The sequence below is a fragment of the Microbacterium sp. STRO-1N genome (assembly GCF_057748015.1).
The window spans coordinates 3,372,259-3,387,175 of sequence record NZ_CM173234.1; the positions used below are offsets into that span (position 1 = coordinate 3,372,259).

The 14,917-nt window shown below is 68.6% G+C and carries 7 protein-coding genes; 1 reads left to right on the top strand and 6 read right to left on the bottom strand.

Going from position 1 to position 14,917, the window contains the following annotated elements:
* Positions 1 to 8: 8 nt before the first annotated feature.
* From AC3ANJ_RS16420 to AC3ANJ_RS16440, 5 genes are all read right to left on the bottom strand, one after another.
* Complete coding sequence (locus tag AC3ANJ_RS16420) at positions 9 to 785, bottom strand: enoyl-CoA hydratase-related protein (RefSeq protein WP_488317222.1); 777 nt, start codon at positions 783 to 785, stop codon at positions 9 to 11.
* Between the two features lie 96 nt (positions 786 to 881).
* Positions 882 to 1,766, bottom strand: a complete 885-nt coding sequence (mmsB, locus tag AC3ANJ_RS16425) for a 3-hydroxyisobutyrate dehydrogenase (RefSeq protein WP_488317223.1) — start codon at positions 1,764 to 1,766, stop codon at positions 882 to 884.
* Positions 1,763 to 2,914, bottom strand: a complete 1,152-nt coding sequence (locus AC3ANJ_RS16430; protein WP_488317224.1) for an acyl-CoA dehydrogenase family protein — start codon at positions 2,912 to 2,914, stop codon at positions 1,763 to 1,765. Before AC3ANJ_RS16430 ends, mmsB begins: the two co-directional genes overlap by 4 nt.
* Positions 2,915 to 2,945: 31 nt before the next feature.
* The gene (locus AC3ANJ_RS16435) at positions 2,946 to 4,448 is read right to left on the bottom strand and encodes a CoA-acylating methylmalonate-semialdehyde dehydrogenase (protein ID WP_488317225.1); all 1,503 of its coding nucleotides are present in this window, start codon (positions 4,446 to 4,448) and stop codon (positions 2,946 to 2,948) included.
* An 81-nt stretch (positions 4,449 to 4,529) separates the two neighbouring features.
* Complete coding sequence (locus AC3ANJ_RS16440; protein ID WP_488317226.1) at positions 4,530 to 4,976, bottom strand: hypothetical protein; 447 nt, start codon at positions 4,974 to 4,976, stop codon at positions 4,530 to 4,532.
* 221 nt (positions 4,977 to 5,197) lie between these two features.
* On the opposite strand from AC3ANJ_RS16440, the gene AC3ANJ_RS16445 reads away from it, so the two are divergent.
* Positions 5,198 to 8,899 carry a choice-of-anchor I family protein gene (locus AC3ANJ_RS16445; protein WP_488317227.1) on the top strand — a complete coding sequence of 1,234 codons (3,702 nt, stop codon included), beginning with the start codon at positions 5,198 to 5,200 and terminating at the stop codon, positions 8,897 to 8,899.
* A 159-nt stretch (positions 8,900 to 9,058) separates the two neighbouring features.
* Here the strand turns inward: AC3ANJ_RS16445 and pulA are convergent, their stop codons facing one another.
* Entirely contained in the window at positions 9,059 to 14,761 is a 5,703-nt protein-coding gene (gene pulA, locus AC3ANJ_RS16450; protein WP_488317228.1) for a pullulanase-type alpha-1,6-glucosidase, read from the bottom strand.
* Positions 14,762 to 14,917: the final 156 nt, after the last annotated feature.

Here is a 14,917-nt window from a genome sequence, read left to right on the forward strand (position 1 = left end):
CGGCGGGCTCAGCTGTTCGTGAACCGCGGCGCGCGCTTCTCGCGGAAGGCCGCCATGCCCTCCTTCTGATCCGCGGTGTCGAACAGGGCGGCGAACGCCTGCTTCTCGTGTGCGAGGCCCTCTGCGAGACTCGTCTCCATCGCGGCATCCAGCGCGGCTTTGGCCGCGTAGATGCTCGGCAGGGACTTGGACGCGATCGTCTCGGCCAGCGTCGACGCCTCGGCCAGCAGCTCGGATGCCGGGACCACCCGCGAGACGAGCCCGGCACGCTCGGCCTCCTCGGCGCCGATCAGCCGACCGGAGAGCACGAGTTCGGCGGCCTTGTAGTACCCGACCGCGCGGATCAGCCGCTGCGTCCCGCCCATGCCGGGGATGACGCCGAGGTTGATCTCCGGCTGCCCGAACTTCGCGGTGTCGGCGGCGAGGATGATGTCGCACATCATCGCCAGCTCGCACCCGCCGCCCAGCGCGAAGCCGCTGACGGCTGCGATGACGGGCGTGCGGACCGCGGCGAAGTCGTTCCAGGCGCCGAAATGGTCGGTGGCGAGCATCTCGGATGCCGTCATCGACTCCATCTCCTTGATGTCTGCGCCGGCCGCGAACGCCTTTTCGCTTCCGGTGACGACGATCGCGCCGATCCCGTCATCCGCGTCGAATGCGACCGCGGCGGCCGTCACCTCGTCGGCGACCTGCCCGTTCAGGGCGTTCAGAGCGTGCGGTCGGTTCAGTGTGATCCATCCGACGCGGCCGCGCTGTTCGACCAGGATCGTGTCGTACTCGCTCATGGGAGCCTCCTCACTCGCCGGTTTCGAATCGCGCGAATGACCGCAGAAATGCGTCGAGAGCGGTCATTCGAGCGATTCGAACCCTCGAGACGATCCTCACACGGAGCCGTCGCGGATGTCGGTGATGATGCCGGAGAAGTCGCGCTTCGCGCCGTCGCCTGCCGCGTAGGCGGCGTAGATCTCCTGCGCGAGGCGTCCGAGGCGAGCGTCGGTGCCGGTCTGCTCGATCGCCTCGAGCGCGAGTCCGAGGTCCTTCGCCATCAGCGCACCGGCGAAGCCGGGCTGGTAGTCGCGGTTCGCCGGGCTCGTGGGCACCGGCCCTGGCACCGGGCAATTCGTCGACAGCGCCCAGCACTGACCGGATGCGTTCGACGCGACCTCGTACAGTGCCTCGTGGCTGAGGCCGAGGCGCTCGGCGAGCACGAACGCCTCGCCGACCACGATCTGCGACACCCCGAGGATCATGTTGTTGCAGACCTTCGCGGCCTGTCCGAGCCCCGGTCCGCCGCAGTGCACGATGCGCTTGCCCATGTGTTCGAGGATCGGCTGCGCCGCGGCGAAGTCATCGTCCGCTCCGCCCACCATGAAGGCCAGCGTCGCGTTCTCCGCCCCCACGACGCCGCCGGACACGGGGGCGTCGACCTGTCGATGCCCGTCGGCGACGGCGAGCGCATGCGCCTCCTGCGCGTCGGCGACCGCGATCGTGGACGACTCGATGAACAGCGTCCCCGCCGGCGCCGCCTCGAGCAGGCCCTCGCGATAGGCCGACAGCACGTGCGCGCCGGCCGGGAACATCGTGATGACGACCTCGGCGGATGCCGCGGCATCCGTTCCGGAATCGGCGATGGGGACGCCGGCGGATGCCGCGGCGTCGCGCGCCTGCGGCACCACGTCGAAGCCGGTGACCTCGTGACCGGCGGCGATGAGGTTGTGCGCCATCGGCAGGCCCATGTGACCGAGGCCGAGGAACGCGATTCTCATGACGCGACCTTCAGAGTCTCGCGTCCGACGATGAGCTGCATGATCTCGTTCGTCCCTTCCAGGATCTGGTGCACGCGCAGGTCGCGCACCACTTTCTCGATGCCGTAGTCCTGCAGGTAGCCGTAGCCTCCGTGGAGCTGAAGCGCGCGGTTGGCGACGTCGAAGCCGGCATCCGTCGCGAAGCGCTTGGCCATCGCGCACCGCACCGATGCGTCCTCGTCGCCCTGATCGACGGCGGCCGCGGCATCCTGCACCATGAGCCGCGCCGCGTGCAGCTGAGCGCGCATGTCGGCGATCGCGAACACGATGCTCTGCTTGTCTGCGAGCGGCTCGCCGAAGGTGAAGCGCTCGTGGACGTACCGGATCGCCTTGTCCAGGGCCCATTGCGCGCCGCCCAGCGAACAGGCGGCGATGTTCAGGCGCCCGCCGTTGAGAGCCGACATCGCGATCTTGAAACCGCCGCCCTCGTCGCCGAGCCGTGCAGACACCGGCACCCGCACCTCGTCGAGGATCACCTGCCTGGTCGGCTGGGCGTGCCAGCCCATCTTCTTCTCGGGGGCCCCGAAGCTCAGCCCTTCGGCGTCACCCGCGACGAGGAACGCCGTGATGCCCCGCGCTCCCGCGTCGCCGGTGCGTGCCATCACGACGTAGACGGCCGCCCCGCCCGCGCCGGAGATGAACTGCTTCACGCCGGTGAGCACGTACTCATCGCCGTCGCGGATCGCGCTGGTGGCGATGGCTGCGGCGTCGGATCCCGCACCCGGTTCGGTCAGACAGTAGCCCCCGAAGCCGTTCATCGCGGTGAGGATCGGCAGCCAGTGCGAGCGCTGCGCCTCGTCGCCGTAGCGGTCGATCATCCCGACCACCATGTTGTGGATCGAGATGTAGGCGGCGACGGCCGGGTCGCCCTTCGCGAGCTCCTCGAAGATCGCGACCGTGTCGGTGCGCGACAATCCGGTTCCGCCGAAGTCCTCACTGGCGTACACGCCGCCCAAGCCCAGCTCTCCCGCGAGCTGAAGACTCTCGCGCGGGAAGATGTGGTGCTCGTCGCGCTCCTGCGCGAACGGCGCCAGTTCGGTCTCGGCGAACTCGCGCACCGCCTGCAGAATCGCCTGGCGTTCCTCGGTCGTGGTGGTGATGAGGGTCATCGATGCTCCTTGTGGGATCAGCGGATGGGGATCAGCGGGTGGTGGGCATGACGAAACTGGCTCCGTCGCGGACGCCGTGCGCCGGCCAGCGGCTCGTCACGGTCTTGGTCTTCGTGTAGAAGCGGAAGGAATCCGGTCCGTGCTGGTTCAGGTCGCCGAACCCGCTGCGCTTCCAGCCGCCGAACGTGTAGTAGCCGAGCGGCACAGGGATCGGCACGTTCACCCCGACCATCCCGACGTTCACGCGAGCGGCGAAGTCACGGGCGGCGTCACCGTCGCGGGTGAAGATGCCGACGCCGTTGCCGTACTCGTGATCGGATGCCATCGCCAGCGCCTGCTCGTAGTCGCGCGCCCGCGCGATCACAAGCACGGGACCGAAGATCTCCTCGCGGTAGATCGACATCTCGGTCGTGACATGGTCGAACAGCGTGGGTCCGAGGTAGAACCCCTCCTCATACCCGTCGACGACGAGGCCTCGGCCGTCGGCGAGGAGGGTGGCCCCGGCGTCCACACCCTGCTGGATGCAGTCGGTGACGCGGTCGACGGCAGCGCGTGTGATGAGCGGTCCGTAGTCGACGCCCTCCGCGAGCGACGGCCCGATCCGCAGCTGAGCGACGCGCTCGGTGAGCTTGGCCGCGAGGGCATCAGCCGTCTCGTCTCCGACCGGCACCGCGACCGAGATCGCCATGCAGCGCTCCCCCGCCGATCCGTAGCCGGAGCCGATGAGAGCGTCGACGACCTGGTCGAGATCGGCGTCCGGCATGACGACGAGGTGGTTCTTCGCGCCGCCGAAGCACTGCGCGCGCTTGCCGTGCGCGGCCGCGGTGGCGTAGATGTACTCGGCGATCGGTGTGGACCCGACGAAGCCGATCGCCTTGACACGGTCGTCCTCCAGCAGCGCATCGACGGCCTCCTTGTCGCCGTGGACGACGTTGAGAATGCCCTCCGGCAGACCGGCCTCGAAGAACAGCTCCGCCAGTCGGACCGGAACCGACGGGTCGCGCTCGCTCGGCTTGAGTACGAAGGCGTTGCCGGCGGCGATCGCAGGGCCCGCCTTCCACAGCGGAATCATCGCCGGGAAGTTGAACGGCGTGATGCCCGCGACCACGCCGAGCGGCTGACGCAGCGAGTACACGTCGATGCCCGTCCCCGCCTCGGTGGAGAACTCGCCCTTGAGCAGGTGCGGCGCGCCGACGGCGAACTCGATGACGTCGAGACCGCGCTGGATGTCACCCTTTGCATCGTCGAAGGTCTTGCCGTGCTCGGCGGAGAGCAGCCGCGCGAGGTCGTCCATGTCCCGGTGCACGAGATCGAGGAAGCGCATCAGCACACGGGCGCGTTTCTGCGGGTTGGTCGCGGCCCACGCGGGCTGCGCCGCCTCGGCGTTCGCGATCACGCGGCGGACCTCATCGGCGCTCGCGAGCGGCACACGGGCCTGGACGGCTCCCGTGCTGGGGTCGAACACGTCTGTGAAGCGCCCGGAGTTCGGGGTCAGGAGCGATCCGCCTACGAAATGGGGGATGGTGCGAGTCATTGTGCGAAGTCCCTTCGTGCCACCATTGGCACAAGGAAAGCTTACTTTGCCCCTCATGGATTTACTAGGGCGTCCTAGTAATCAGAGATAGTCATCCGGATGCAGTTGGCGGATGCCGCGGTTGTGCAGCAGGAACTGCGCCCGCAGCGGCACCTCGAGCGACGAAGCCGCATCGGCCATCGCGCTCGCCCACGCGCGATCGTCCTCATCCAGCGTGCTGGGACCCACCCGTTCCCAGACGAGCACGACGCTCGCGTTGCCGGTCGCTTCGCGGAGCATGCCGCTGCGATGCATGAGGAGGTGCGCCTGGTCGACCGGACCGAGGTCGTCGACCTCCACCTCTTCGTGCGGATCCTCCGGGTAGTCGTCCATCGGCATGAGCGGGTCACCGAGGCGCCCGTACTCGTCGATGAACATGAGCCACATCTGGCGGCGGTTCGCCTGCCGGAGCAGCACCTGCAGCAGGTCGCGCAGGTCGTCGTCGTGGTCGAGGATCAGGTCTTTGAGAGTCGTGTTCGCGTCAGTCATGAGGCGATGATCGCCTGATCGCCGCACGCCTGTTCGCGAAATTCTGCGACCTGTGGACAACTCCCACCCGCACCCGCAGTTGTGCAGGGCGAGTGGCGCGCCGGACGTTCTCCGATCGTTCACCCCGACGCCATCTGCGGTGGATAGACCTGATGGCAGTCGTCACCCGCGACCCGCGCGGCTGCGCCGCGATCATCCATCCCCGAACACCCGAGGAAAAGATGCCTTCTGCACCCTCCCGGCGCGCCGTCTGGACGACGTCCGCAGCCACCCTCACGTGCGCGCTCGCGCTCACGCCGCTCATCGCGGTCACCGCCGCACAGGCGGCGATCGTGCCCGCCCCGATCGTGCACTCCGCCGACGACGCCGCAATCAGCCTGTCTCCGCTCGGCTCGTTCGAGACCGGCGTCTTCGACGAGTCGGCGGCCGAGATCGTCCAGGCCCACGGCGATCGCCTGTTCGTCGTGAACGCGCAGGCCGGCTCGGTCGGGGTGCTCGACTACGCCGACCCGACCGCGATCTCCTCGCTGTTCTCGATCGAATCGGACGGCGTCGCGAACTCCGTCGCGATTCGCGAAGACGGCCTCGGCGTCATCGCCTTCGAAGCTCCGGTCAAGACCGACGCGGGCCACCTCGTCTTCTTCGACGCGAACGCGACGGACGCGGCATCCGCGATCCTCGGCCAGGTGACGGTGGGTTCCCTGCCGGACATGGTCACCATCTCGGATGCCGGTGACCACGCCGTCGTCGCGAACGAGGGCGAGCCGTCCGACGACTTCACGAGCGACCCGGAGGGTTCGATCGCCGTCGTGACGCTTCCGGAAGCCGTCGCGGCGCCGGAGCAGGACGCCGTGCGCATCGCCGACTTCCACGCGTTCGAGGAGGGCGGCGCGAAGTCGTTGCCCGCGGACGTGCGCGTGTTCGGCCCGGCGCCGGAGAACGATCTTCCGGTCAGCCGCAATCTCGAGCCGGAGTACATCACGGTCGACGGAGGCACGGCGTACGCCGCCCTGCAGGAGGCCAACGCCGTCGCCGTCGTGGACATCGCATCTGCGACGGTCACGGACATCTTCTCGCTCGGCTTCAAGGACCACTCGATCGAGGGCAACGGCCTGGACGCCAGCGACAAGGACGATGCCGTCGACATCCGCACGTTCGAGGGGCTGAAGGGCATCTACATGCCCGACGGAATCGACTCCTACACCGCCGGCGGCACGACCTACCTCGTGACGGCGAACGAGGGCGACGCCCGTGAGTGGGGCGAGTACGCCGAGCCGAGCCGCGTCAAGGATCTCGAGGAAGACGGCTACGGACCGGTCTGCGAGAACCTGGCTTCGCTCACCGGCGACGCCGACCTCGGCCGCCTGAACGTCACGATCGAGAACGGCTTCAACCAGGCCGAGGGCTGCTACGACGAGCTGTATGCGTTCGGCGGGCGCTCGTTCTCGATCTGGACCACCGATGGCGAGCAGGTCTTCGACTCCGGTGACGCGTTCGAACAGACCACGGCCGAGGCCGCCCCCGAGTTCTTCAACTCGAACCACAGCGAGTCCAACTTCGAGGGCCGCAGCGACGACAAGGGACCGGAGCCGGAGAGCGTGACCGTCGGAGAGGTCGACGGGCGCACCTATGCGTTCATCGGCTTCGAGCGCGTCGGCGGTGTGGCGGTGTTCGACATCACGGATCCTGCAGCGTCGGCCTACGTGACGTACATCAACAACCGCGACTTCTCGGTCTCGGTCGAAGATGCCGACGACCCGGCATCCGTCCTGTCATCGGCAGGCGACCTGGGCGTCGAAGGAATCGCGTTCATCCCGCCATCCGAGTCCGCGACCGGCGAACCGATGCTCGCCGTCGCCAACGAGGTCTCCGGCACGACCACCCTGTTCGCCATCGGATCAGCGGATGACAGCACGACGACCGACATCCAGGTCCTGACGGTCAACGACTTCCACGGCCGCATCGAGGAGAACCTGTCCGGCGGCGAGGCGGGAGCCGCCGTCCTGGCCGGCGCCGTCGACTCGTTCGAGGCCGAGAACCCGAACACGCTGCTCGTCTCCGCCGGCGACAACATCGGCGCGTCGACCTTCACGTCGTTCATCGACGACGACAACCCGACCATCGATGCCCTGTCGGCTGCCGGTCTGGACGTCAGCACGGTCGGCAACCACGAGTTCGACCAGGGCTTCGCCGACCTGACGGACCGCGTGCTCCCCCGCTTCGGCGGCGGCCAGTTCGGTCTGGGAGCGAACGTGTACCTCAAGGGCACCGACACCCCGGCGCTCGAGGAGTACTACGTCGAGGAGCTCGACGGCGTACGCGTCGCGTTCATCGGCACCGTCACCGCCGACACGGCAGCGATGGTCACCCCGACCGGCATCGCCGACATCGAGTTCGGCGACCAGCTCGAGGCTGCGAACCGGGTCGCCGCAGAGATCACCCAAGCGGATGCCGCGGACGTGATCGTGCTGCTGTCGCACACCGGCGCAGCAGAGTCGGCGTGCGAGGCCGTCGCCGCGGACACCAGCGACTTCGGTGCGCTGGTGCACGACGCGTCGGGCGAGATCGACGCGATCGTCTCCGCCCACACGCACCAGACCTACTCCTGCCTCATCGAGGGGCCGACAGGCATCGAGCGTCCGGTCATCCAGGCGCACCAGTACGGAACGACCCTGGGCAAGCTCGACATCTCGGTCGACACCGCCTCGAAGGAGCTCGTCTCGATCGACGCATCCCTGGTGCCGCTGGTCGTCGACGGCGTGGCCGCCTACCCGGCCGACCCCGAGGTCGCCGAGATCGTCGCAGCCGCTCAGGCGGTCGCCGAGGAGGAGGGATCGGTCGAGGTCGGCTCGATCACCGCCGACATCCTGCGCGGCGGCGAGCCGGCAGGCGCCGACCGCGGCGTCGAGTCGACGCTCGGCAACACGGTCGCCGACCTGTACCTGTGGGCGACGTCCAACGAGGACTACGCCGGAACCCCGGCGCAGATCGGCATCATGAACCCCGGTGGTCTGCGCGCCGACCTGCTCTACGGAACCGACGGGACGCTCACGTATCGTGACGTCGCAGCGGTCCAGCCGTTCGCGAACACGCTCGTGACGGTGACGCTCACCGGCGCACAGCTGAAGAGCGTCCTCGAGGAGCAGTGGCAGCCCGACGGCTCGGAGCGACCGAAGCTGCACCTGGGCGTCTCGGAGGGCTTCAGCTACGAGTACGACCCTGAGGCTCCGCGCGGCGAGCGCATCCTCTCGATGTCGTTCGAGGGCGCGGAGATCGACCCCGCGGCGGAGTACACCGTCGTGACGAACTCCTTCCTGGCCGCCGGTGGCGACAACATCACCACCTTCGCCGAGGGCAGCGACCGCACCGACACCGGCCAGGTCGATCTCACCGCCACCGTCGCGTACTTCGCGGCGAGCAGCCCGGTCGCCCCGGCAGAGCTGGGTCGTGCCGTCGTGTCCGACGGATCGACCGAGCCGACTCCGACGCCGGTTCCGACCGACCCGACGGAGCCGACCGAGCCCGGTTCGGATGCCTGGGCCACCGTGTCCCTGTCGTCCACCAGCGTCGAGCAGGGCGGCACCGTCACGGTGTCGGTCTCCGGTCTGGAGGAGGGCCAGCAGATCGCCGCGACGCTGCACAGCGACCCGATCGTGATCGACGGCATCCCTGCCGCCGATGCATCCGGGGCCGTGGAGTTCAGCATCGCGATCCCGGCGGACTTCGCGCCCGGTGCCCACACGCTCGAGATCACGTCGGGTGATCTGGAGCCGATCGAGGCGACGCTGACCGTAATCGCCGCGGGCGGCCTGGCGACGACCGGTGCTGCCGCTCCCTGGGGCGTCGCCCTCGGCGCCGCGGCACTGCTCACCGCCGGTGCCGTGCTGTTCGTGACGCGTCGCCGTGGCGTGATCGCCGACTGACCTGTCGCACGACGCACGTCGCCCCGCCTCTCGGATCCGAGAGGCGGGGCGAAGTCGTTTCGGGCTGTCGCGGGGACACGTGCACGACCGGGGAAGAGACGCACGACCGGGAATCGGTTCCAGGTCCGGCATCCGTTCCCGGATCGCGCGTCTGTACCGTTACCGGGCGTCCACCAGCACGGCGACCGATCGGGCGGGGACCGTGACCGTGCCCGATGCGGCATCCCATGTCGTCGCCTTCACCACGGCATCCGATCCGTCCGCCTGAGCCGGCGTCAGCGCGAAGTCGCGGCCGGCGAGGTCAGGCACCGCCTGCGAGATCTCGGACGGCGAGGCGTTGAACACGACCAGTGCACCCTCCAGGGCCGGATCGACGTCGTCGCCCACCAGATCATCGATCAGCATCACGATGACCCCGGGAGCGGCATCCGTCCCGCTGTTCGGGAACGTCACCTTCTGCTGGATCAGCTCCGCAGAACCCAGCTGCAGCAGGTCGACCTCGTCGCGCACCCGCAGCAGATCCAGAGCGGATGCCTCGGCTGCCGCGATGTCGGCAGCGGCGGGCTTCAGAGCCGGGTCCGCGAGCAGCGGCGCCATGATGCCCCACTTGTCCTCGTTGTCGGCGGCCGGCGGCAGCCCGGAGCCGAACGTCGACTCCTGGCCGGTCCAGTCGATGCGGTTGAACCAGTCGCCGGAGTCGTAGCTGTTGCGATCCAGCGACTTCGACCGCAGAAGTTCGGTCCCGGCGTGCCAGAACGACGGCGACTGCGACAGCGTCACGGTGGCCAGCGACAGCGTGTTCATCCGGACGCGGTCGGCCATCGCGGTGCCGGTCGGGAGCTTCAGCACCGACAGGTCGTACAGCGTCTCGTTGTCGTGCGCGTCGACGTAGTTGATGACCTCGCCCGGTTCGTCGGCGTAGCCGGCCTGCGAACCGCGGTAGTCGATGTCGGCACCCGCCGTCACCGCGCCATCGCTCGTCGTGAACGCGTAATCGCGCAGGTTGCCCGCCAGGCCCAGCTTGACCAGATCCGTCTCGTGGCCGAGATCGGCCATCGCCTGTTCGGTCGTGCCGTTGATCGGGTCGCCGTTCGGGTCGGTGCCGAGCCCGGTGCCGAAGCCCTGGCGGAAGGTGGACGCGCCGTCGACGGGGCTGCCGCCGTGCACGGCATCCCGCAGCCGGTCGTTGAACGTGCCGATGCCCGTCCCTCCCAGCTGACCCTGCGTGGCCTGCTCGAACAGGGCGTTGTCCGCCACCTCGCCGAAGTTCCAGCCCTCGCCGTACAGGTAGACGGCCGAGCCGTCGACACCGTCGTCCTCGAGGGTCAGCTCATCGAGCGCCTCGCGGACCGCGAGCATGTTCGCCGTCGAGTGATGTCCCATGAGATCGAACCGGAATCCGTCGACCCGGTAGTCCCGCGCCCACGTCACGACCGACTCGACCATGAGCTTCTGCGCGGCGAGGTGCTCGGTCGCCACGTTCTGGCAGCACGTGCTGGTCTCCACGGAGCCGGCCGCGTTGAGGCGGTGGTAGTAGCCCGGCACGACACGGTCGAGCACGGAGGTATCAGCCTGACCGGATGCCGCGGTGTGGTTGAACACCTCGTCGAGCACGACCTGCAGTCCCATGTCGTGGAGCGAGCCGACCATGGTGCGGAACTCGCTCACGCGCTCCCCGCCGTCGGCGTCCACCGCGTAGGAGCCCTCGGGCACCGAGTAGTGGTACGGGTCGTAGCCCCAGTTGAAGCCGTCGTCTGCGGCGACCGCACCGACGCAGGCCTGCTGCTCCGCGGAGTCGGGGCCGAAGGATGCGAGGTCGCACTGCGGCACGGCCTGGGCCGCGCGGTCCTCCTCGATCGTTGCGATATCGAAGGACGGCAGCAGATGAACGGTGTTGATGCCGGCATCCGCCAGCTCGCGCAGCTGATCCGTGCCCGCACTGTCCTCGGCGAAGGCGAGGTACGTGCCGCGCTTGTCCTCCGGCACCGACTCGTCGCCGATCGAGAAGTCGCGGATGTGCAGCTCGTAGATCGCGCGGTCGACGGCGCGCTCGACCTCAGGGGCCTTCGCCTTCTTCCAGATCTTCGGCTTCCAGTCCTTGTCATCGAGGTCGACCGCGACGGAGCGCTCCGAGTTCAGGGTCAGCGCCGCGGAGTACGGGTCGGTGACGAGGTTGGTCTCGATCTTCCCGGTGCTGGGCGCGTAGACGACGACCTCCCACAGGAACTCATCGTTCTTCAGCTTCTTGTCGCCCTTGACCTGCCAGACTCCGGATGCCTCATCCCACGTCGCTTCGTGGCGGACGGGGTCTCCGCCAGCGCCCTCGTTCCACGTCAGCAGGGTCACCTGCTGGGCGGTCGGCGCCCACAGCCGGAACGTCGGCTTCTTGCCCTGGAAGGGCACGCCGAGGTCGACGTCTTCGAGCGCCGAAGCGTAGAGGTCGTCCAGCACGCCGGGCAGCTGCACGCCCGTGTACGCCGTGACGGTGCCGTCCACGCCGGACTGGGAGACGGCCAGCTGCGTGCGGACGAGGGCCGCGGCATCCGCGTCGGAGACCTTCAACGCGAGGGAGCCGGCGAGCGCCGGGAAGCGCGCCGTCTGCTCCTCAGTCAGCGTGCCGTCGACGGTCAGGGCGATCGCGTCGCCGCCGGTGACCTGTCCGTCCGTCAGGGCGAGCGAGGCGTCGGATGCCGAGTGCAGCACGTACGCGGCGTTGTCGGCGGCACCGAGATTCGCTGGCCACGCGATCGTGGTCTCGTCGATCCAGTGCGCGCGCTGCTCTCCGGTGCCGGGGAGCGGCGGGTCGTCGCTCCCGATCTCGAGCACGTGGGTCTCGAGCGTGTACCGGAACGACGTGACCTTGCCCTCGGTCGCGCTGAACGAGATGTTCGCGCCGTCGCGGACGCCGTCTGCGCCGTAGTTCTCGGCCCAGCTCAGACCATGCGCGACCTTCAGCTCGTATGCCCCGGTCGGCAGCGCCGAGGTCGAGAACTCGTAGACGCCGTCGCGATCACCGTCGGCCATGAGCGTGCCGAGGCAGTCCGGAGACCAGTCGGCGGCGCAACCGAGCTCATCCTGCAGGGATCCGGCGAGCGTGACGATGGGTCCTTCGGCGCTGGACTGCACGATGTTCGTACGGGGGTCGAAGTAGAACGAGATCGGTCCTCCCGCGTGACTGATCGCGATGTTCGAGCCGTCGGGGGTGCCGTTCTGCCCGTAGTTGATGCTCCAGCTGCCGTTGATGGCGGCCTTGTACTCGTAGTCGCCGGCGGGGAGGTCGAAGGTCCCGGCCCAGACGCCGTCGGCGCGCAGGGTCAGCTTCGCCTTCTCGCAGCCCGGCTCCCAGTCAGCGGCGCAGCCCATCTCGGAGTTCAGGCTGCCGGCGATCGTCACCGAGTCGAAGCCCGGCTGCGGCTCCTCCTCTTCGGTGAGGGTCACGGCGTTGCCGACGGAGGCATAGGTGGATGCCGCGGCGTGGTGCCCTGCGGCATCCGTCGTCACCGCGCGGTACTCGACCAGCGTGCCGTTCTTCAGGTCGCCCAGGTCGTGGAAGACCCGCGGGTCGGTGTCCTCGGCGGTGCCGAGCGGGTGCCACTCGTCCGAGCCTGTGACGCGCCACGAGAAGCTCGTCTGCGTCCACTGGTCGGCGATGTCCGCCGTGACGGCGGCTTGGCCGTCGATGCCCGCACCCGCGGCGGGGACCGTGAGGGTGATCGGCGCTGCTTCGACTGGGGCGGTGACGGCGGCAGCCGCCTTCCAGACGGCGGCCGACAGCGCGGGGACCGTGATGCTCGTCGCGGCGCTCTGGTCGGTGGTCAGCGCGGTCACGTCGCCGTAGAGGGGGACGAAGTCGGCGGCGGCCGTGAGGGTCGTGACGTCCACGGTCTGGGGGGTGGCGGCGTTGTTGACCGCCACGAGGTACTCGACCTTCTCTTCGGCATCCACGCGGGAGAACGCGTAGATGCCGGGGCCGGATGCCGCGTAGCGCTCGATCTGCGCGCCGTCGGACAGGGCAGCGTGCTCGGTGCGCAGGGCCGAGAGCTCGGCGATATGCGCGTAGAGCGGGGCATCGGTGGCGTAGCGGTCGACAGACCCGGCCTGCTCGCCCGTGATGAGGTTCTGGTTCGCGTACTCGTCGACCTGGGTCGCGAACAGCGTCTGGCGGGCGTCCTTGTCGCCGCCGGGGCCGGTGAAGCCCTGCTCGTCTCCGTAGTAGACGACGGGCTGGCCGCGGGTGAGGAACATCAGCTCGTGCGCCAGCTCATCGCGCTCGAGCGGCGAGTCCAGGTTGTCCAGGAACGAGCCGACGCGGCCCATGTCGTGGTTTCCGAGGAAGGTCGGCAGCGCCGTCGACGACGTGTCGGCGGTCGTGTAGTAGTCGTCGCCGGCGAACAGCGACTGCAGCCCCTTGGCCGAGTTGCCCGCAGCGAAGCTCACCGCGGAGGACTGGAAGGTGAAGTCGAGCACCGAGTTCATGTCGGTCCTGCGCACGTACGGCGAGAGCTTCACCGGATCGGCGTCGTAGACCTCGCCGAACATGAAGAAGTCGTCGTCGCCCTGTGCGTGCGCGTAGCCGAGGACGTCCTTCGACCACTGCTCCCAGAACTCGAAGTTCACGTGCTTGACGGTGTCGATGCGGAAGCCGTCGATGCCGAGGTCGATCCAGTCCTGGTAGACCTCGACGAAGCCGTTCACGACCGTGGGATGCTCGGTCATCAGGTCGTCCAGGCCGTCGAAGTCACCGTAGGTGACGGACTCCCCCGACCAGGTCGAGTTGCCGCGGTTGTGGTACAGCGTGGGGTCGTTGAGCCAGGCGGGGACCTTGGCGTCCTCGTCGGTGACGACGGGTGTGTAGGGGAAGCTCGTGGCGGGGTCGAGCGTGGGGAAGTCGGTGGAGCCCGCGACGTCGGCGGGGTCGAAGGCGCTACCAGCGGCATCCGTGTAGGGACTGGTCGCCTGGTCGACGTAGTCGTAGGTCTTCTCGGCGTAGTCGATGACATCGGCCGTGTGGTTGGTGATGATGTCGAAGTAGACCTTGATGCCGCGCGCGTGGGCGTCGGCGATCAGAGCCTCCAGCTCCGCGTTCGTGCCCAGGTGCGGGTCGATGCGGGTGAAGTCGGTGATCCAGTAGCCGTGGTAGCCGGCGCTGGCGTTCGCGCCCTCGCCCTGGACGGGCTTGTTGGCGAAGCTCGGGGTGAGCCAGATCGCGGTGGTGCCGAGTCCCTCGATGTAGTCGAGGTTCCGGTGGAGGCCCGCGATGTCGCCGCCCTGATAGAAGCCCTTGTTCGTGGGGTCGAAGCCGGTGGTGAGCGCGTCGCCTTCGAGGCCTCCGGTGTCGTTCGTCGTGTCGCCGTTCGCGAACCGGTCGGTCATCACGAAGTAGAACTGCTCGCCGTCGCCCGACTGACGGACCGGTTCGTTCACGAGCGCCGCGTCGTCGTCACCATAGCCGCCGCGGAGGTCGACGACCTCGAGACCGACCCGCTTGAGGGTGTCGTCGAACGTGAAGCGCAGGGTCGACGGGCCCTCGATCGTGAGCGGGATGTTGTCGCCGCCGCCGTCGAGACCGTACGCCTCGTCCCACGTGTCATTGAGCGCGACCTTGTACTCGTACGTACCGGCTGGGACCTCGAACTCGGCGCTGTAGACGCCCTCGGCCCCGGTGGGGGCGAGTTCGGTCTCGGCGCAGTCGGGTGCCCAGTCGGCGGCGCAGCCGAGTTCGGACTGCAGGTCGCCGACGACGGCGACCGTGCGCTCGGCGGCGGATGCCGGGGCGAGGGCTCCGGCGGCGCTGATGCCGGTGACGGCGAGGGCTATGGCTGCAACAAGGGCGGTGCGGCGCTGGACGGTCTTCTTCGACACGAAAGTCTCCCGGGGGGACGGAGGGCACGGCGATGTGCACGGGTGCTGTGGACCCGAAGTTAGCAGTCCGGGTGGAATTTTTGCAAGCGCTTCCAGTAGTTTTTGCGCGTTGTGGCCGGTTGGCGGCTCGCGTCGGCATCCAGTCTCGCAAGCGCT